The organism is Castellaniella defragrans, from assembly GCF_014203015.1.
In the GTDB taxonomy this organism is placed as follows: Bacteria; Pseudomonadota; Gammaproteobacteria; order Burkholderiales; family Burkholderiaceae_B; genus Castellaniella; species Castellaniella defragrans.
Genome location: NZ_JACHIB010000001.1, coordinates 224665 through 243532, shown reverse-complemented (window position 1 = coordinate 243532; position 18868 = coordinate 224665). Strand labels below are relative to the sequence as shown.

Annotated in this window: 12 protein-coding genes and 1 pseudogene; 11 read left to right on the top strand and 2 right to left on the bottom strand. The window is 71.8% G+C overall.

Translation table 11 applies throughout. The features are described from left to right. The first annotated feature begins 54 nt into the window (after window positions 1-54). The 4 genes from HNR28_RS01080 (at window position 55) to HNR28_RS01065 (ending at window position 4223) form a co-directional block, all read left to right on the top strand. Complete coding sequence (locus HNR28_RS01080) at window positions 55-1251, top strand: MFS transporter (protein WP_151024908.1); 1197 nt, start codon at window positions 55-57, stop codon at window positions 1249-1251. Window positions 1252-1478: 227 nt separating this feature from the next. Continuing rightward, the gene (ssb, locus tag HNR28_RS01075) at window positions 1479-1964 is read left to right on the top strand and encodes a single-stranded DNA-binding protein (protein ID WP_151024909.1); all 486 of its coding nucleotides are present in this window, start codon (window positions 1479-1481) and stop codon (window positions 1962-1964) included. A gap of 39 nt (window positions 1965-2003) precedes the next feature. Next, complete coding sequence (locus HNR28_RS01070; protein WP_043679544.1) at window positions 2004-2915, top strand: patatin-like phospholipase family protein; 912 nt, start codon at window positions 2004-2006, stop codon at window positions 2913-2915. Between the two features lie 186 nt (window positions 2916-3101). Then, the gene (locus HNR28_RS01065) at window positions 3102-4223 is read left to right on the top strand and encodes a hypothetical protein (protein ID WP_084330449.1); all 1122 of its coding nucleotides are present in this window, start codon (window positions 3102-3104) and stop codon (window positions 4221-4223) included. A 137-nt stretch (window positions 4224-4360) separates the two neighbouring features. Here HNR28_RS01065 and HNR28_RS01060 read toward each other — a convergent pair whose 3' ends face one another. Both HNR28_RS01060 and HNR28_RS01055 read right to left on the bottom strand, forming a co-directional pair. Beyond that, window positions 4361-4948, bottom strand: a complete 588-nt coding sequence (locus HNR28_RS01060) for a cyanophycin metabolism-associated DUF1854 family protein (protein WP_151024910.1) — start codon at window positions 4946-4948, stop codon at window positions 4361-4363. Further along, entirely contained in the window at window positions 4938-7187 is a 2250-nt protein-coding gene (locus HNR28_RS01055; protein ID WP_184142431.1) for a cyanophycin metabolism-associated ABC transporter, read from the bottom strand. Before HNR28_RS01055 ends, HNR28_RS01060 begins: the two co-directional genes overlap by 11 nt. 345 nt (window positions 7188-7532) lie before the next feature. Between HNR28_RS01055 and HNR28_RS01050 the strand changes: the two are divergent. The 7 genes and pseudogenes from HNR28_RS01050 to HNR28_RS01020 form a co-directional block, all read left to right on the top strand. Next, window positions 7533-9764, top strand: a pseudogene (locus HNR28_RS01050) (cyanophycin synthetase); the annotation flags it as partial. Window positions 9765-9868: 104 nt separating this feature from the next. After that, a complete protein-coding gene (gene cphA, locus HNR28_RS01045) occupies window positions 9869-12502 on the top strand; it encodes a cyanophycin synthetase (protein WP_151024446.1) in 2634 nt (877 codons plus the stop codon). After that, entirely contained in the window at window positions 12489-13415 is a 927-nt protein-coding gene (locus HNR28_RS01040) for a peptidoglycan DD-metalloendopeptidase family protein (protein ID WP_151024447.1), read from the top strand. The genes cphA and HNR28_RS01040 overlap by 14 nt, the downstream gene beginning before the upstream one ends. Before the next feature lie 176 nt (window positions 13416-13591). Beyond that, complete coding sequence (locus HNR28_RS01035) at window positions 13592-14800, top strand: aminotransferase-like domain-containing protein (RefSeq protein WP_043679547.1); 1209 nt, start codon at window positions 13592-13594, stop codon at window positions 14798-14800. Then, on the top strand, window positions 14797-15750 hold the full coding sequence (ubiA, locus tag HNR28_RS01030; RefSeq protein WP_151024448.1) for a 4-hydroxybenzoate octaprenyltransferase: 954 nt from the start codon (window positions 14797-14799) through the stop codon (window positions 15748-15750). The genes HNR28_RS01035 and ubiA overlap by 4 nt, the downstream gene beginning before the upstream one ends. Before the next feature lie 91 nt (window positions 15751-15841). Further along, window positions 15842-17455 (top strand): GMC family oxidoreductase, encoded by a 1614-nt coding sequence (locus tag HNR28_RS01025; protein ID WP_151024449.1) that lies wholly within the window; start codon window positions 15842-15844, stop codon window positions 17453-17455. Between the two features lie 33 nt (window positions 17456-17488). Then, window positions 17489-18766 carry a putative Na+/H+ antiporter gene (locus HNR28_RS01020; RefSeq protein WP_151024450.1) on the top strand — a complete coding sequence of 426 codons (1278 nt, stop codon included), beginning with the start codon at window positions 17489-17491 and terminating at the stop codon, window positions 18764-18766. Window positions 18767-18868: the final 102 nt, after the last annotated feature.

Here is an 18868-nt window from a genome sequence, read left to right as displayed (position 1 = left end):
TCAAAGGCCAACTTGATACTATAACGCGCAGCTTCCATTCTTTTGGCCCGCCCCATGTCCGCATCCCCTCGTTCGCGCTCGCCCATGCTCCGGCTGACCCCTCTGGAACGGCGCAGCAGCATCGCCCTGGCCACGCTGTTCGCCGCCCGGATGCTGGGCCTGTTCCTGCTGACGCCGATCTTCGCCGTGGCGGCGCGCACCCTGGCCGGGGGCGACGACCCGGTGCGGGTGGGGCTGGCCCTGGGCGCGTACGGCCTGACCCAGGCGGTCATGCAGATTCCGCTGGGCATGGCGTCCGACCGCTACGGACGCCGCCCCGTGATCGTGTTCGGCATGCTGCTGTTCGTGGCGGGCGGGGTGATCTGCGCCCTGACCAACGACGTGGACTGGGTGACGGTCGGGCGCGTGATCCAGGGGATCGGGGCGGTGTCGGCCGCCATCACGGCCTGGATCGCGGATGCCACCCGCCCCGAGGTCCGCACGCGCGCCATGGCCATGGTGGGCGGCTCCATCGGGGTGTCCTTCGCCCTGTCGCTGGTGCTCTCGCCCATGCTGGTGGGCGCCTTCGGCCTGTCGGGGCTGTTCTGGGCCATCAGCCTGCTGGGCTTCGTCTGCCTGCTGATCGCCATGTTCTTCGTGCCCGACGTGCCGCGCTCCGAAGCCGACATCGTCCAGGCCACGGCGCACGACGTGCTGGGCCACCGCGACCTGCTGCGGCTGAATTTCGGCGTGTTCTGCCTGCACTTCATCCTGATGTCCCTGTTCATGGTGGCGCCCGGCCTGCTGGGCCGCCTGGGGGGCTACGATTCCGCCACCCTGTGGCAGGTCTACCTGCCGGTCATCCTGGCGTCCTTCGTCCTGATGGTGCCGGCCGTCTTCTACACCGAGACGCGCAAGGCCCACAAGCCCGCGCTCGAATGGGCGGTGCTGGGCCTGGCCGTGGTGCTGGGCGCGCTGCCCTGGCTGACCGATTCCTTCTGGCTGGTGGTGTTGGCCTTCGTCGCCTTCTTCGTGGCCTTCAACATCCTCGAGGCCCTGCAGCCCTCGCTGGTGTCGCGCGTGGCGCCGCCCGCCTACAAGGGCCTGGCGCTGGGGTTCTACAACACCGCCCAGTCCCTGGGGGTGTTCGCCGGCGGCGTGCTGGGCGGCATCCTGGCGCGCAGCGGCGGCGCGTCCATGGTGTTCTGGGCCGGCGCCATGCTGGCGGCCGTCTGGCTGTACACGGCGCGGGGGTTCAAGGACGCGCGCTGATCCGGCGGCGGGGCCCGTCGCGTCGCCCGCCTTGCGGCAGGCGCGCCATCGCGTCGGATTGCGCTCCGGCTGGCGCATGCGTCCGATCCGGGATGCCGGGACAGGGATGGCTTGTTGGGGTAATCCCGCGTGGGCGATAATGATCATTTGATGCATTTCGATGCGCCCGGGGCGATCCGCGTCCCCGATAATGGCAGCCACATCGTTCAACTACAGGATTTTCCGCCATGGCCTCCGTCAACAAAGTCATTCTCGTCGGCAATCTGGGGCGCGACCCCGAAGTGCGCTACAGCCCGGACGGCGCCGCCATCTGCAACGTGTCCATCGCCACCACCTCCCAGTGGAAGGACAAGGCCTCCGGCGAGCGCCGGGAAGAAACCGAATGGCACCGCGTGGTGTTCTACAACCGCCTGGCCGAGATCGCCGGCGAATACCTGAAGAAGGGCCGCTCGGTCTACGTCGAGGGCCGCCTGAAGACCCGCAAGTGGCAGGACAAGGAAACCGGCGCCGACCGCTACAGCACCGAGATCGTCGCCGACCAGATGCAGATGCTGGGCGGGCGCGACAGCGGCGGCGAAATGGGCGGCGGCGACGCGGGCGGCTTCTCCCAGCCGCCGGCCCGGCGCGCGCCCCAGCAGCAGCCCCGGCCCGCCGCCCCGGCGGCGTCCCCGGCCGGCAACCTGGCGGACATGGACGACGACATTCCGTTCTAGACGCGGATCGTTCCCGCGCGGCGACGACGAGGACCAGCCATGCGCGCATCCCAGCCGAGGATCGGACTGGCCCTGGGCAGCGGCTCGGCGCGCGGCTGGTCGCACATCGGTGTCATCCGCAGCCTGGAAGCCGCCGGCATCGCGCCGGACATCGTGTGCGGGACCTCGATCGGCGCGCTGGTCGGCGCGGCCTACGCCGACGGGCAGCTGGAAAAATTCGAGACCTGGGTGCGCAGCCTGACCTGGCAGGCCGTGGTGGGCCTGCTGGATTTCACCATCAACGGCGGGCTGATCCATGGCGAGAAGCTGTTTTCCTTTCTTCGCTCGCACCTGGACGACAAGACGATAGCCAGCCTGCCCAAGGCCTACGGGGCGGTCGCCACCGAGCTGGCCTCGGGGCGGGAAATCTGGCTGCGCGAGGGCTCCGTCATCGACGCCGTGCGCGCCTCCGCTGCCTTGCCGGGCCTGTTCACGCCCGCACGGCGCGAGGGCCGCCTGCTGGTGGACGGCGCGCTGGTGAATCCGGTGCCCGTGTCCCTGTGCCGCGCGATGGGGGCCGACATCGTCATCGCGGTGGACCTGAATTCGGATCTGATCGGCCGGCACCTCAAGCCGGACGACGCGCCCGAGCCCTCCGGGGCGGCGGCGCCCGGCGCGCTCGCCTCGGTGCTGAGCCGGCTGCCGCTGGGGTTCGGGGCGGCCCGGGGCGGGGCGCCGGAGGCGGCGGGCATGCCGTCGATCTTCGACGTGCTGAGCATGAGCCTGAACATCATGCAGGTGCGCATCACGCGCAGCCGCCTCGCGGGGGAGCCCGCGGACGTGATGATCCGGCCCCGGCTGGCGGATTTCGCCCTGATGGACTATCACCGCGCGTCGATCGCGATCGACGAGGGCGAGCGGGCGGCGCGGCGGGCGCTGCCGGAACTGCGGGAGGCGATCGGCCGGCCCTAGCGCTCAGGCCCGGTGGATCGCGGCCAGGTCGAGCAAGGCGCGCCGTGCCGCGTCGGCCGTTTCGCCGCGCTGCAGCGCCTGCGCCACGGCCGCCCCGCCCCGGCACGGCGGTATCCATAGGTTACAGCCGCGCCGGCCGCTTCTCTTTAGCATGATGGTTTTCTTTTTCGAGCGAAGGCGTCCGCCGTGAATGCGATTGCTGGTGTGCGTGTCCGCGGGCCCCTGGCGGGCGCCGGTACCGAGGGCCTGCCGGCCTGGCTGTCCGACGGGCGCTGGGCCGCCGCCGTCGAGGAAAGGCGCGGGATCGACGCCCTGGGCGCCTACCGGGATCTGCGCCTGGCGCGGGATGCGGCCGCCCGCTGGGCGCCGGACGGCGACACGGCGGACCTCGCGCGGACCCTGGCGCTGCAGCCGGACGCACACACGGCGGACCTGGAAAAGGAGATCTTCGTCGCCCTGCTGCTGTCGCCGGTGCGCTTCGACTTTCCCAGCGCGGGCGAACTGGCCGCGGCCGTGCGCGTGCGCCGCCGCATCGTGCAGGCCGCCCGGCGCACGGTGCTGGCCTTCGACACCGAGCAGGCCGAGCGCCCCGAGTGCTGGTCCTGGACCGAGGAGACCGGCTTCATCCTGAGGCCGGGCCACGAGCTGATCCCCTCGCTTGAACGCACGCTCTGGCCGGACCTGTCGGGCCGGCTCTTTTCCTTTTCGTGCTACCGGGCGACGGAATACGTGCTGCTGCTGGCGCTGGCCCAGGAACTGGCCGAGAGCCACCCGGCCGCCCTGGCCGCGCTGCAGCGCCAGTGGCGCACGCGCGCGATCCAGTCGGGCGCCTTCCACGACGTGTTCCTGCGGGAATACGGGTCGCTGCGGGCCCCGCTGCCGCCCCGCTACTACGTCCCGGGCGACCGGCTGTGGTTCCGCAATCCGGACGCCGCCTCGGCCGAGGTCGAAGGCTACGAAGGCTCCTGGGTGTTCTACCTGGGATCGGGGCGCTTCACGAATTTCTGGAAGCCCGGCCAGCCCTATACGCTGGTGTCGAAATGCGTGGAGCTCTACCACTGGCGCGACGGCCTGCGGCGGGACGGCGGCCGCGCATGGATGGACGAGTCCGTGGTCGAGGCCCGCGTGGCCGAGTCCCTGGCCGACCCGGCGGCGACGTCCCGCATCCTGGCGCGCATGATGCGCCTGCGCGATCCGGGCGGCGTGTATGCCGAGGGCGGCTGCATCGACGCCTCACGCGAGGCGCTGCGCAGCCTGCTGCCCGGCACCTGGGACCTGGGCCTGCCGAGCCTGGCGGCCACGGCCTGAGGGGCGGCCCGCGCCGGCCCGCGCCCGGCCGGCCGGCCGGCCGCTCCGGCTGAAAACCCCGGCCGGAAACCCCGGCTGGAAAACCAGGCCGCGGAACCCCGGCCGCGGAACTGCCGGAACTGCCGGAACTACCGGAACTACAGGAAGTGATCCAGGATGCGGCGGCTGGCCTTGTCCAGCGCCGCCGTGTCGCGCACCAGGAACTGCACGCCATGGGCGTCGGTGATCAGCAGCGACGAGGCCGGCAGGCGGCGGATGTCCTCCTCGGCCTTCAGGGTCAGGCGGGCCGGTCCCCGGTCCGTGTCCACCTCCCAGTGGCTGGGCGTGGCCCAGGTCGAGGCGTGGCGGATGCGCAGGATCTCCGGCCTGAATTCGCGCTGGGACAGTTCCTCGTCCAGCAGGCGGCGCGTCTCGATGGGCAGTGCGTCCAGGCGCTCGATCCAGGCCAGCTCCAGGCCCTGGGCGCCGATCAGGGCGATGTCCTCGTCGGGCGCGGTGATGGGAAAGCCGCGGACCGGCGTCACCGGCGCGTCGGGCTGGCCGGGGCGCGACAACATCAGCCGGCCGAAGGCGTCGCGCGCCAGCGACCAGTCCGGCCGGCCGGGCACCCGGCCGCCGGCGTGCTCGGCCGTCCGATCGGCCGTCCGGCCGTCCGCCCGCAGGGAGGGCGCGGAGCCGGCGCCGGCATGCGCCGGTGCGTGATCCGGTGCGTGATCAGGACGCATCCAGGGCCTCCTCGGCGGTGTCGTCGGCTTCTTCCCAGCCGGGCTCGGCGGGCGACTGGCCCTGCAACTGGGCCCGGTGGAGGCGGGCGTAGGCGCCGTTGCGCGCCAGCAGTTCCTCGTGGCGGCCGATCTCCACGATCCGTCCGCGGTCCATGACCACCAGGCGGTCGGCCTCGCGCAGCGTGCTCAGGCGGTGGGCGATGGAGATCGTCGTGCGGCCCCGCACCAGGTTGTCCAGCGCCTTCTGGATCTCGTTTTCCGTGGTGGTGTCCACCGACGAGGTGGCCTCGTCCAGGATCAGGATGGGCGGGTCGATCAGCAGCGCGCGGGCGATGGAGATGCGCTGGCGTTCCCCGCCGGACAGGGCCTGGCCGCGTTCGCCGACCAGGGCGTCGTAGCCGTGCGGCAGGCGCAGGATGAATTCGTGGGCGTGGGCGGCGCGGGCGGCGGCGACGATCTCCGCGCGGCTGGCGTCCGGGCGCCCGTAGGCGATGTTTTCCGCCACCGTGCCGTAGAACAGGAAGGGCTCCTGCAGCACCAGGCCGATGCGGCGGCGGTAGTCGGCGATGGCGTAGCGGCGGATGTCCGTGCCGTCCAGGCGGATCGCCCCGCCGGACACGTCGTAGAAGCGGCAGATCAGGTTGACCAGGGTGCTCTTGCCCGAGCCGCTGTGGCCCACCAGGCCGACCATCTCGCCCGGGGCGATGTCCAGGCTCAGGTCGTGGATCACCGTGCGGCTGCCGTAGCGGAAGCTGACGTGGCTGAGCTCGATGCGGCCGGCGACGTGCTCGGCGCGGTGGGGCACGGCGGGCTCCGGCACGCTGGAGACGTGGTCGAGGATGTCGAAGATGCGCTTGGCGCCCGCCGCGGCCCGCTGGGTGGTCGAGACGATGCGGCTCATGGAGTCCAGGCGCACGTAGAAGCGGCTGATGTAGGCCAGGAACGCGGTCAGCACGCCGACGGTGATCGAGCCGCGCGACACCAGCCAGATGCCGAAGACCCACACCACCAGCAGGCCCAGTTCGGTCAGCAGCGTGATGGTGGGCGTGAACAGCGACCAGAGGGCGTTGACGCGGTCGTTGATCGCCAGGTTGCGGTCGTTGGCCTCGCGGAAGCGCGCGACTTCCCGGCGTTCCTGGGCGAAGGCCTTGACCACGCGGATGCCGGGGATGGTGTCGGCCAGCACGTTGGTGATGTCCGACCAGACGCGGTCGGCCTTCTCGAAGCCGTGGCGCAGGCGGTCGCGCACCCAGTGGATCATCCAGAGGATCAGCGGCAGCGGCGCCAGGGTCGCCAGCGCCAGCAGCGGGTCGATCGTCAGCAGCACGGCCGCCGTCATCACGATCATCAGCACGTCGGTGACGAAGTCCAGCAGGTGCAGCGACAGGAACAGGCAGATGCGGTCGGATTCCGAGCCGATGCGCGCGATCAGGTCGCCGGTGCGCTTGCCGCCGAAGTACTGCAGCGACAGCTGCTGCAGGTGCTGGTAGGTGGCGGTGCGCAGGTCGGCGCCGATGCGCTCGCTGACCCAGGCGAGGATGGCGCTGCGCGCCCAGCCCAGCCCCCAGGCGAGGATCGAGGACGCCAGCAGGCCGCCCAGGTAGAGCGCCACCAGGGGATAGTCGATCGGCACGCCGTTCTGGAACGGGATCAGCACGTCGTCCATCAGCGGCATGGTGAGGTAGGGCGGGACCAGCGAGGCCGCCGTGGCCGCCAGGGTGAGGGCCAGGCCGGCGGCGAGCTGCCGGCCGTAGGGGCGGGCGAAGCGCCACAGGCGGAACAGGGAACTGGCGCGCGGGGCGGCCGGCGCCGGTTCGGCGGCGGGCGCGTCGGCGGGCGCGCCCGAGCGCGCCGGCTCGCGCAGGGCCTGCCAGGCGGCCGCCAGGCGCTGGGCTTCGGGTTGGCGCGCCAGCGTGTAGCGCCAGCGCGACAGCCGGGCATGGGCGTCCACCAGTTCCAGGGTGCCCACCCCGGCGTGGTCCTGCAGCCGCGCCTCCAGGTCGGGGCGCAGCGGCCAGGACCGGCTGTCCTGGGCGTCCGTCCCGCAGCCGAGCCAGCGGCGGTCGGTGAGGACGACCAGCCCGTCGCCGTAGCGCAGCTGGGCGTCCAGGTCGGTGCGCAGCCAGCCCAGGACGCGCTCGCCGGCGGCGAGCTGGGCGGCCAGGGCGGCGCGCCACGGCTCGGGCAGGCCCGGCGGGCACGGATCGGCCGGCGTGGAATCGGAGGCAAGGCCCTGCATGGACGAGGATGGTCGGGAAGGGGGAAAAAGTGCGGATCGGGGGGGCGGGATCGGGGCGGTGTTCAGGGTCCTGTCAGGGCCGTATTCAGGGGCCTGTAAGCGCGATTTCAGGGGGTTGTCAGCGCGGGAAATCGCGTCACAATTTTCAACGTTTTTTTCGTGCCGCGCAATAACGGCGCGATTAATATGTGTGCCGATGTTTTTCAGCGGCCCCCGAAAAATGCCCCTGCGCTGCGCCTTCGGCTTGCTGCCTCCCCACGGGGGGCGCTGTTTGCCTTGGAGCGGCCCGGCGGCAAAAAATGCGGCCGTTTTCGCCGGTCCCGGCACCTGACGCATGGTTCGATCATGAACGGTAGAAATATTGAGTTTCTCAATATGGTGCATTTGCGGGGGCCGAACATCTGGGCCTACCGGCCCGTCATCGAGGCGCTGGTGGACATCCACGATCTCGAGGACTGCCCGTCCAATCTCATCCCCGGTTTCTACGAACGCCTGAGCGCCTGGCTGCCGACCCTGGTCGAGCACCGCTGCAGCGTGGGCGAGCGCGGCGGCTTCCTCAAGCGGGTGCGCGAGGGCACCTGGCCGGCCCACATCCTGGAGCACGTCACGCTGGAACTGCAGAGCCTGGCCGGCATGCCGGGCGGGCTGGGGCGCGCGCGGGAAACGCCGCTGCGCGGCGTCTACAAGGTGATCGTGCGCGCCTGGCACGAGCCGCTGACGCGCGAGGCGCTGCACGCGGCGCGCGACCTGGTGATGGCCGCCATCGAGGACCGGCCCTTCGATGTGGCCGGGGCGGTCGAGCGGCTGAAGGACCTGGCCGAATCCCTGAGCCTGGGACCCAGCACGGCGTGCATCGTGGACGCGGCCGACGACCGCGACATCCCGGCGATCCGCCTGAGCGACGCCAATCTGCTGCAGCTGGGCTACGGCGCCCGCCAGCGGCGCATCTGGACGGCGGAGACCAGCCGCACCAGCGCCATCGCCGAAGGCATCTCGCGCGACAAGGACCTGACCCGCCGGCTGCTGCAGGCCTGCGGCGTGCCGGTGCCCGAGGGCCGCCTGGTGGACAGCGCCGCCGACGCCTGGACGGTGGCGCAGGAGCTGAGCCTGCCGGTGGTGGTCAAGCCCTCGGACGGCAACCACGGGCGCGGCGTCTTCACCTGCCTGAACACGCGCGAGCAGATCGAGGCCGCCTATGCCGTGGCGGTGGACGAGGGCAGCGGCGTCATGGTCGAGCGCTTCATCCACGGCGACGAGCACCGCCTGCTGGTGGTGGGCGGCCGCGTGGTGGCCGCCGCGCGCGGCGAGGCCGCGATGGTGGTGGGCGACGGCACGTCCACCGTGCTGCAGCTGATCGAGAGCCAGCTCAATTCCGACCCGCGCCGCGGCCGCGACGAGGACCATCCCCTGAACTTCATCCGCCTGGACTCGGCGGCCCGCCTGGAGCTGGAGCGCCAGGGCCTGCACGGCGACGCCGTGCCCGAGCGCGGCCGCGCGGTGCTCGTGCAGCGCAGCGGCAACGTCTCCATCGACGTCACCGACGAGGTGCATCCCGACGTGGCCGAGCAGGTGGCGCTGGCCGCCCGCGTGGTCGGGCTGGACATCGCCGGGGTGGACCTGGTGGCGCGCGACATTTCCCGGCCCCTGGCCGGGCAGCAGGCGGCCATCGTCGAGGTCAACGCCGGCCCCGGCCTGCTGATGCACCTGAAGCCGGCCGTGGGCACGCCCCGGCCGGTGGGCCGCGCCATCATCGACGATCTGTTTCCCGCGTCCGAGGACGGGCGCATCCCGGTGATCGGGATCAGCGGCAGCCGGCCCACCGCGCCGGTCGCGCACCTGGTCGCGCACCTGCTGCGCCTGACCGGCCGGGTGGTCGGCCTGGCCTCGTCCGAGGGGCTGTTCATGGGCGCGACCCGGGTGACGGCGCAGGATTCCGCCCACTGGGAGGCCGCGCGCCGCGTCCTGCTGAACCGCGCGGTCGAATACGCCGTGATCGAGAACGGCGGCCGCGCCATCCTGGGCGAGGGCCTGGCCTACGACCGCTGCCAGGTCGGCGTGGTCACCGGCATCGATCCGGCCGCGACCTGGCCCGAGTTCTACATGGAGACGCCGGATCAGCTCGCGCGGATCTTCCGCACCCAGGTGGACGTCGTCCTGCCGGCCGGCGCGGCCGTCCTGAACGCGGACGACCCCCTCGCGGCGGAACTGGCGCCGCTGTGCGACGGCGCCGTGCTGTTCTACGGGCTGGACCCCGACGGGGAGGCCCTGCGCGCCCACGTGGAGCGCGGCGGCCGCGCCGTGTCCGTGTACGGGGGCATGGCGGTGCTGTCCGAAGGCGGCGTCCAGATCCCGGTGATCAGCCTGGATGAGATCGGACATGCCATGGTCCCCGCGGGCCATGGCATGCCTATCGAATCGGAGCGGCATGCCGGCCGCGAGGTGGAGAGCTGCGATCGCTGGAGATATGCCGTGCCTGCCGAAGCCGGGGATCTTTCCGCCATGCTCGCGGCCGTGGCCGTGGCCTGGGCGCTGGGGCTGGCCGTCGAGCGCATGCGCATCGGCCTGCGCACCTGGAACGCCCGCCGCATGCCGGACGAACCCCCGCTCGCCGCCTGATTCCTGTCAGGTCCGGCGGGTTGGCCGCCGGGCCCGCCCCCACTCCTCCAAGGACATTGGTCATCATGGAAGTCTCCCGAGTCCGGGCCCTGCGCGGGCCCAACCTGTGGTCGCGCCAGACCGCGATCGAAGCCGTCGTCGCCTGCTCCGAAAGCGAGTGCGCGATCGGCGACATGGAGGCGTTCGAGACACGCCTGCGCGCGCGCTTTCCGGACATCGACCTGCCGGGGCCTCCGAGCCTGGAGGGCACCCATTCGCTGGCCCACCTCCTGGCGGTCGCCGCCTTGCGGCTGCAGGCCCAGGCGGGCTGCCCGGTGGCCTTCTGCCGCACCGCTCCGACCCCGGAGACGGGCGTCTACCAGGTGGTGATCGAGTACGTCGAGGAAGCCGTCGGCCGCCTGGCGTTCGACCAGGCGCTGGCGCTGTGCATGGCCACGCTGCGCGACGAGCCCTTCGACCTCGCGCCGGCGATCGCCGGGCTGAAGGCCCTGTACGAGGACCTGCGGCTGGGCCCCAGCACCGGCGCCATCGTGCAGGCGGCCGTGCGCCGGGGCATCCCGTACCGCCGGCTGACCGAGGGCAGCCTGGTGCAGTTCGGCTGGGGGCGCCGCCAGCGCCGCATCCAGGCGGCCGAGACCGACGCCAGCGGCGCCATCGCCGAGGCCATCGCCCAGGACAAGGCCCTGACCAAGGCGCTGCTCGCCTCGGCCGGCGTGTGCGTGCCGCAGGGCCGCTGCGTGGAGGACGCCGAGGATGCCTGGGCCGCCGCCTGCGAGATCGGCGGCCCGGTCGTGGTCAAGCCGCTGGACGGCAACCAGGGCAAGGGCGTGGCGGTGAACGTGCAGGGGCGCGAGCCGGTGATGGCCGCCTATGCCGTGGCCCGCGCGCATGGCTCGGGCGTGCTGGTGGAGCGCTATTTCCCCGGCCACGACTTCCGCCTGCTGGTGGTGGGCGACCGCCTGGTCGCGGCGGCGCGGCGCGATCCGCCCCAGGTGGTGGGCGACGGCCGCCGCACCATCGCCGAACTGGTCGAGCAGGTCAACCAGGACCCGCTGCGCGGCGAGGGCCACGGCACCTCGCTCACGCGCATCCGGCTCGACGAGATCGCCCTGAACACCCTGGCCTCGCAGGGCTTCGACCCCGGCTCGGTGCCGGCGCCCGGCGTCTGCGTGGTGCTGCGCAACAACGCCAACCTGAGCACGGGCGGGACCGCCACGGACGTGACCGACCACGTGCACCCCGACCTGGCCGCCAGCGCCGTGATGGCGGCGCGCATGGTGGGCCTGGACGTCTGCGGCATCGATCTGGTGAGCCGGGACGTCTACCAGCCGCTGGCGCCGGAGACCGGCTGCGTCGTCGAGGTCAACGCGGCGCCCGGCCTGCGCATGCACCTGAGCCCGTCCTTCGGCGCGGGGCGCGACGTGGGCAGCGCCATCATCGACATGCTGTTCCCCGCCGGCGAGAACGGCCGGGTGCCGGTGGCGGCGGTGACCGGCACCAACGGCAAGACCACCACCGTGCGCCTGCTCGCGCACCTGTGCGCCCAGTCCGGCGCCTGCGTGGGCATGACCAACTCCGACGGCGTCTACGTCGGCAGCCGGCGCATCGACACGGGCGACTGCAGCGGACCGCGCAGCGCGCGCAACGTGCTGCTGCATCCGGACGTGGACATGGCGGTCTTCGAGACCGCGCGCGGCGGCATCCTGCGCGAGGGCCTGGGCTTCGACCGCTGCGACGTGGCCGTGGTGACCAACATCGGGATCGGCGACCACCTGGGGCTGAACTACATCAGCACCGTCGAGGAGCTGGCCACCGTCAAGCGCGTCATCGTCGAGAACGTGGCGCCGGCCGGCATGGCCGTCCTCAATGCCCAGGACCCCATCGTCGCCCGCATGGCCGCCGGCTGCCCGGGCGCGGTCACCTTCTTCGCCCGCGACGGCCGCCACCCGGTGATCGAGACCCACCGGGCGCAGGGCGGCCGGGTGGCGTTCGTGGACCAGGGCGACCTGGTGTTCGCGGAAGCCTGCGCCGAGACGCGCATCGAGCTGGCCGCCGTGCCCCTGACCCATGGCGGGCGCATCGGCTTCCAGGTCGAGAACGCCCTGGCGGCCGCCGCCGCGGCCTGGGCGCTGGGGGTGGACTGGGTGCGCATCCAGGCGGGGCTGGCCTCCTTCGTCAACGACGCCGGCACGGTGCCCGGCCGCTTCAACGTGTTCGACCATCGGGGCGCCACGCTGATCGCCGACTACGGCCACAACCCGGACGCGATCCTGGCGCTGGCCGAGGCCGTCGAGACCCTGCCCGCGCGGCGCCGCACCGTGGTCATCAGCGGGGCGGGGGACCGGCGCGACCAGGATATCCGCCGCCAGACGGAGATCCTGGGCGACGTGTTCGACACGATCGTCCTGTACCAGGACCAGTGCCAGCGCGGCCGCGGCGACGGCGAGGTCCTGGCCCTGCTGCGCGAGGGCCTGGGCGCGGCCCGGCGCATGAGCCGCCTGGAGGAGGTTCACGGCGAATTCCTGGCCATCGACGCCGCGCTGGAGAGCCTGGAGCCCGGCGACCTGTGCCTGATCCTGATCGACCAGGTCGAGGAGGCGCTGGCCCACATCGCCCGGCGCATCGGCCCGCCGGACGAGGAGATGGCTACAATCATCCCCGTCAAGGAAGGGGTGTTGCGAGCGCATGCGTATCAGTAGTTTCGGGAGCCTCGGGAATTTCGGAAGCCTCGGGAATTTCAGGCGCCTCGGGCATGTCGCCCGTCCGGGCCTGCGCCGCCTGGCCGGCGGCCTGGTGCTGCTGGGCGCGGCCCTGGCGGCCGCGCCCGCCGGCGCGCGGGGCTATATCGGCCGCACGCTCGACGCGCCCGTGCCGGGCGGCGTGGCGGTGGTGCCCCTGGGCACCGGCGGCCAGGCGCCGCGGGCCAGCTACGAGGGCCGGCGCGTCCTGGTGGTGCGCGACAGCGACGGCGCCTGGATCGCCCTGGTGGGCATCCCCCTGGGTACCCGGCCGGGGCGCCAGTCCCTGCAGGTGCAGGGCGGCCCGGCGGCCGCGTTCGAGGTCCGCGCCAAGCAATACGCGGCCCAGCACATCACGCTGAAGAACCGCCGGCAGGTCACGCCCGATCCCGACGACGTCAAGCGGATCGAGCGCGAGCTCGACCTGCAGATGGCCGCCTATCGCACGTACCGGGACGGCGTCGTGCCGAGCAACGTCATGCTGGACCGTCCCGTCGGCGGGCGCCTGTCCAGCCCGTTCGGCCTGCGGCGCTTCTTCAACGGCGAGGAGCGCAACCCGCACTCGGGCCTGGATTTCGCCGTGCCGGCGGGCACGCCCGTCAAGGCGCCGGCCGCCGGGCGGGTGACGCTGGTGGGGGATTATTTCTTCAACGGCAAGACCGTGTTCATCGACCACGGGCAGGGCTTCATCAGCATGTTCTGCCACCTGTCGGCCATCGGCGTGAAGGTGGGCGACGAAGTCGCGCGCGGCGCCGTGGTGGGCAAGGTGGGCGCGACCGGCCGCGCCACCGGGCCGCACCTGCACTGGAACGTCAGCCTGAACGACGCGCGGGTGGACCCCGCCATTTTCATCGGGGCGGCGCGGCGGCCGTAGGCGGCGCGCCACCGGGCGGACCCCTGGGCGGACCTCTGGCACCGCGGCCCATGGCCGCCGGCGCGCGCTTGCTTTAATATAGACGGCTTCACCCGCGCCGACCGCCCGAAGATCCGGGCCGGCCGGCGATTTCCAATCGACCGGCCCACAAGGCAGGCCCCCATTCGGAATCAATCATGGACACGTCCGTTTCCCGCACGCTTTTCTCCCAACGCGCCAACCGGCTCACCAGTTCGGCCATCCGCGAAATCCTCAAGATCACCGAACGGCCCGAGGTCATCTCGTTCGCCGGCGGCCTGCCTTCGCCCGAGGGGTTCCCCATCGCCGAACTGCGCGCGGCCTTCGACAAGGTGCTGGCCACGCAGGGCGCCACGGCGCTGCAGTACGGCCGCACCGAGGGCTACACGCCGCTGCGCGAGTGGGTGGCCCAGGACCTGTCCCGCCCGGGGCTGGACATCGATCCCGAGGAAGTCCTGATCGTGTCGGGCTCGCAGCAGGCGCTGGACATGCTCGGCAAGCTGTTCATCGACCAGGGCTCGCCCGTGCTGGTCGAGGCCCCCAGCTATCTCGGCGCCCTGCAGTCGTTCTCCCAGTTCCAGCCGGAATACCGGGCCGTGCCCACCGACGAGCGCGGCCTGGTGCCCGAAGCCCTCGACGACGATCTCGTCCGCGATGCGCGCTTCATCTACGTGCTGCCCAATTTCCAGAATCCCACCGGCCTGACGCTGGACCGCGCGCGCCGCCAGGCCCTGGTCGAGCGCTGCGCCCGCCTGGACCTGCCCATCATCGAGGACGATCCCTACGGCGAACTGCGCTACGCCGGCGACCCCCAGCCCGGCCTGCTCGAACTGGGCCGTCCGGCGGGCGCCACCGTGATCCGCCTGGGCACCTTCTCCAAGGTCCTGGCGCCCGGCATGCGCCTGGGCTACGTCGTGGCGCCGCGCCCCATCATCTCCAAGCTCGTGCAGATCAAGCAGGCCACCGACCTGCACACCGCGACGGTCACCCAGATGGCGGTGCACGAGGCCGTGCGCGGCGGCTTCCTGCGCGAACACCTGCCCAAAGTGCGCGAGCTCTACCGCCGCCAGTGCGGCTACATGCTCGACGCCCTGCAGGCCCATTTCCCGTCCGACGCGCGCTGGACGCGCCCGGAAGGCGGCATGTTCATCTGGGTCACGCTGCGCCCGTCCATCGACACCGCGCAGCTGCTGCAGGCGGCGATCCAGCGCAACGTCGCCTTCGTGCCGGGCGCGCCGTTCTACGCCGGGGCCGGCGCGCCGGCGAACACCCTGCGCCTGAGCTTCGTCACCGTGCCCGAGGACCGCATCCGCGCCGGCGTGCGCACGCTGGGCGAGCTCATCGGTCCGGCGCCCGAGCACGCATGACGGCGGACGGCTCCTCCTCGCGCCCGGAGCGGGCCGCCCCCGATCTGTCGGACATGCGCTTCGACGACTGGGTGGCCCGCTGGCTGCCCGCGTCCTGGGGACCCTACGCGCGCCTGTGCCGGCTGGACCGGCCCGTCGGCACCTGGCTGACCCTGCTGCCGGCGCTGGCCGCGCTGGTCCAGGCGGCCGACGGCATGCCCACCCTGTGGCGCATCGCGGTGTTCTCCGTGGGGGCGCTGCTGATGCGCGGCGTGGGCTGCACCTTCAACGACATCTTCGACCGGGATTTCGACCACCGCGTCGAACGCACGCGCTTCCGCCCCCTGACCAGCGGCCAGCTCACGCTGCGGGCGGCGCTGTGGTTCGCCGTGGCGCAGCTGCTGGTCAGCGCCACGCTGCTGCTGGCCATCAACGCCACCAGCCGCTGGCTGGCGCTGGCGCTGCTGCCGCTGGTGGTGATCTATCCCCTGTGCAAGCGCTACACCTACTGGCCGCAGGCTGTGCTGGGGGCGGCCTTCAACTGGGGCATGCTGATGGCCTGGTCCGACACGCGCGACGCGGTGCCCTGGTACGCCGTGGCCATGTGGCTGGGGGCGGTGCTGTGGCAGATCGGCTACGACGCCATCTATGCCTACATCGACCTGCGCGACGACCGCATGCTGGGCCTGAAGTCGGTCGCCATGCGCTTCGGCGACCAGGGCCGGGCCTGGATCGGCGGCATGTACGCCGCCACGGCGGCCTTGTGGACCGCGTCGGGCTGGGGCATGGGCATGGACTGGCCCTACTACCTGGGCATGGCCGTCATCGCCGGCCACTTCGCCTGGCAGGTGCGCGTCTTCGACGTGCGCCACCCGGAACGCGGCCTGCGCCTGTTCCGCTCCAACATGCAGGTCGGCGTGCTGCTGATCGCCGCCGCCCTGGCCGGCACGGTCCTGCGTCCCTGGCTGTAGGCCGTCTGGCGCCGCAGCGGCGTTGCGGCTAGACTGGTTTCCATTAGTAAACAACGGAGCCGCTTCCAGGCGCCGGAGGAGACCGCACGCCATGACCGCAGGAACGACGGACGCCGCCGCGCTGGAATTCGATTACGTCATCGTGGGGGCCGGCTCGGCCGGCTGCCTGCTGGCCAACCGCCTGTCGCGCGAGCACCGCGTCCTGCTGCTCGAAGCGGGCGGCGCCGACGACTGGCGCTGGATCCACATCCCGGTCGGCTACCTGTACTGCATCGGCAATCCGCGCACCGACTGGTGCTACCACACCCTGCCGGATCCGGGCCTGAACTACCGCTCGCTGGGCTATCCGCGCGGCCGGGTGCTGGGCGGCTCGTCCTCCATCAACGGCATGCTCTACGTGCGCGGTCAGGCCGCCGACTACGACGGCTGGGCGGCGCTGGGCAATCCGGGCTGGTCCTGGGCCGACGTGCTGCCGCTGTTCAAGGACGTCGAGGACCATCACGCCGGGGCCAGCGAATTCCACGGCGCCTCGGGCACCTGGCGGGTCGAGCCGCAGCGCCTGCGCTGGGACGTGCTCGACGCCTTCCGCGAGGCGGCGGCCCAGGCGGGCATCGAGCGCACCGACGACTTCAACCGCGGCGACAACGCCGGCTGCAACTACTTCGAGGTCAACCAGCGCCGCGGCGTGCGCTGGAACGCGGCCAAGGCCTTCCTGCGCCCCGTCATGCACCGCAACACGCTGCGCGTGATGACCGGCGTGCGGGTGGAGCGCATCCGCTTCTCCGGGCGCCGCGCCACCGGGGTCGATTGCGTGGGCGAGGGCGGCCGGCTGCGGGCCGTGGCGCGGCGGGAGCTCATCCTGGCGGCCGGGGCGATCGGCTCGCCCCAGCTGCTCCAGGTCTCCGGCGTCGGCTCGGCCGAACGCCTGCGCAAGCTGGGCGTGCCGGTGGTGCTGGACCTGCCCGGCGTGGGGGAAAACCTCCAGGACCATCTCCAGCTGCGCATGATCTACCGTCTGCGGGGCGCCCGCACCCTCAACACCCTGGTGAATTCCTGGCACGGCAAGGCCTGGATGGGCCTGCAGTACGGCCTGTTCCGCAGCGGGCCGCTGTCCATGGCGCCCTCGCAGCTGGGGGCCTTCGCGCGCTCGGATCCGTCGCGCCCGCGCCCCAATCTGGAATACCACGTCCAGCCCCTGTCGCTGGACAAGTTCGGCGATCCGCTGCACGACTTCCCGGCCCTGACGGCCTCGGTCTGCAACCTGCAGCCCGGCAGCCGGGGCTACGTGCGCATCGTCTCGCCCAATGCCGCCGACGCGCCGGACATCCTCTGCAACTACCTGCAGACCCCGGAGGACCGCGCCGTGGCGGCCGACGCCCTGCGCCTGACGCGGCGCATCATGGCCCAGCCGGCGATGGCGCGCTACCAGCCCCGCGAATACCTGCCGGGCGACGCCGTCCAGAGCCAGGAAGCGCTGGAGGCCGCCGCGGGCGACATCGGCACCACCATCTTCCATCCGGTGGGCACATGTAAAATGGGCGTCGATCCGTTGGCCGTGGTGGATCCGGAGCTGCGTGTCCGGGGGCTGGAAAGCCTGCGGGTGATCGACGCGTCCATCATGCCGGTCATCACCTCGGGCAACACCAACTCGCCGACGATCATGATTGCCGAAAAGGGCGCGCGCCTGATCCTGGGCAACGCCTGAATCCCTCTTCAGCCTCTCACACAGGACCCGGACATGGTCAGTCACACCGAGGTCGTGGCAAGCATTCTGTTTGCCATCGCCATCATCCACACGTTCTCCGTACCCGTCTTCGCCCGGCTGGCCAACCGGGGCGGACCGCACGCCGGACTGTGGCACCTGCTGTCCGAGGTCGAGGCCGTGTTCGGCGTCTGGGCCTGTGCGCTGTTCGTGTGGATGGCGCTGACCCTGGGGGTGCACGGCGCGGTCGAATACCTCGACACGCGCAACTTCACCGAGCCGGCCTTCGTCTTCGTGATCATGGTGGTGGCGGCCAGCCGGCCCATCATCGAGCTGGTCCGCCTGATGGTCGATCTGGTGTCGCGCCTGCTGCCCGTGGCCGGCGAGCTGTCGCGCTTCTTCGTCATCATGACCCTGGTGCCGCTGTCGGGTTCGCTGATCACCGAGCCGGCCGCCATGACCCTGGCCGCCCTGCTGCTGCGCCAGGCCTATTTCCGCCGGCCCGGCCAGGACGGCTTCAAGTACCTGACCGTCGGCGTGCTGTTCGTCAACGTGTCCATCGGCGGGGTGCTGACCGCCTACGCCGCGCCGCCGGTGCTGATGGTGGCCCATACCTTCGGCTGGGACACGGCCTTCATGGCCACCCATTTCGGCTGGCGCGCGGCGATCGCCGTGCTGTTCAACGGGTTCGTCCTGACGCTGATCTGCCGGCCCTTCCTGCTCAACGGCAGCATCGGCGTCCGGGAGGACGAGGGCGAGCGCCGCCCGCCGGTGTCCCCGGTGGTCATGGCCGTGCACGTGCTGTTCCTGGTGTGCGTCGTGCTGGCCTCGCACCACATGCAGATCTTCATGGCCCTGCTGGTGCTGTTCATCGGCTACGCCCACGCCTACAAGCGGCACCAGTCGCCGCTGCTGCTGCGCGAGGGCCTGATGGTCGGCTTCTTCCTCGCCGGCCTGGTGGTGCTGGGCGGCCTGCAGCAGTGGTGGCTGCAGGACCTGCTGGGCGGCCTGTCGCCCTACGTCCTGTACCTGGGCGCCACGGCCCTGACGGCGATCACCGACAACGCGGCCCTGACCTACCTGGGCTCGCTGGTCGAAGGCACCGGCGACCTCTGGCGCTACATGCTGGTGGCCGGCTCGGTCACGGGCGGCGGCCTGACCGTGATCGCCAACGCGCCCAACCCGGCCGGCTTTTCCATCCTGAAAGGCTGCTTCGGCGACGGCACCATCTCGCCCCTGCGCCTGCTCGCCGCCGCCGCCGTGCCCACGCTGGTCGCGGCCGCGATGTTCATGCTGCCCAATTCGTTCGGCTGACGCGTGCGGACACGGCGGCGCAAGGCCCGTTCCGCCGCCGAGCCGCCCCGGGGCGAAACGCGCCCCCCGCGGGGGGCCTTGCGCCAAAAGGATTAAAATCCA

Coding starts and splice junctions, on each gene's coding strand:
- HNR28_RS01040 (WP_151024447.1), top strand. CDS start 12,489: ATGCGTATCAGTAGTTTCGGGAGCCTCGGGAATTTCGGAAGCCTCGGG.
- ssb (WP_151024909.1), top strand. CDS start 1,479: ATGGCCTCCGTCAACAAAGTCATTCTCGTCGGCAATCTGGGGCGCGAC.
- HNR28_RS01080 (WP_151024908.1), top strand. CDS start 55: ATGTCCGCATCCCCTCGTTCGCGCTCGCCCATGCTCCGGCTGACCCCT.
- cphA (WP_151024446.1), top strand. CDS start 9,869: ATGGAAGTCTCCCGAGTCCGGGCCCTGCGCGGGCCCAACCTGTGGTCG.
- HNR28_RS01025 (WP_151024449.1), top strand. CDS start 15,842: ATGACCGCAGGAACGACGGACGCCGCCGCGCTGGAATTCGATTACGTC.
- HNR28_RS01055 (WP_184142431.1), bottom strand. CDS start 7,187: ATGCAGGGCCTTGCCTCCGATTCCACGCCGGCCGATCCGTGCCCGCCG.
- HNR28_RS01070 (WP_043679544.1), top strand. CDS start 2,004: ATGCGCGCATCCCAGCCGAGGATCGGACTGGCCCTGGGCAGCGGCTCG.
- HNR28_RS01020 (WP_151024450.1), top strand. CDS start 17,489: ATGGTCAGTCACACCGAGGTCGTGGCAAGCATTCTGTTTGCCATCGCC.
- ubiA (WP_151024448.1), top strand. CDS start 14,797: ATGACGGCGGACGGCTCCTCCTCGCGCCCGGAGCGGGCCGCCCCCGAT.
- HNR28_RS01060 (WP_151024910.1), bottom strand. CDS start 4,948: ATGCGTCCTGATCACGCACCGGATCACGCACCGGCGCATGCCGGCGCC.
- HNR28_RS01035 (WP_043679547.1), top strand. CDS start 13,592: ATGGACACGTCCGTTTCCCGCACGCTTTTCTCCCAACGCGCCAACCGG.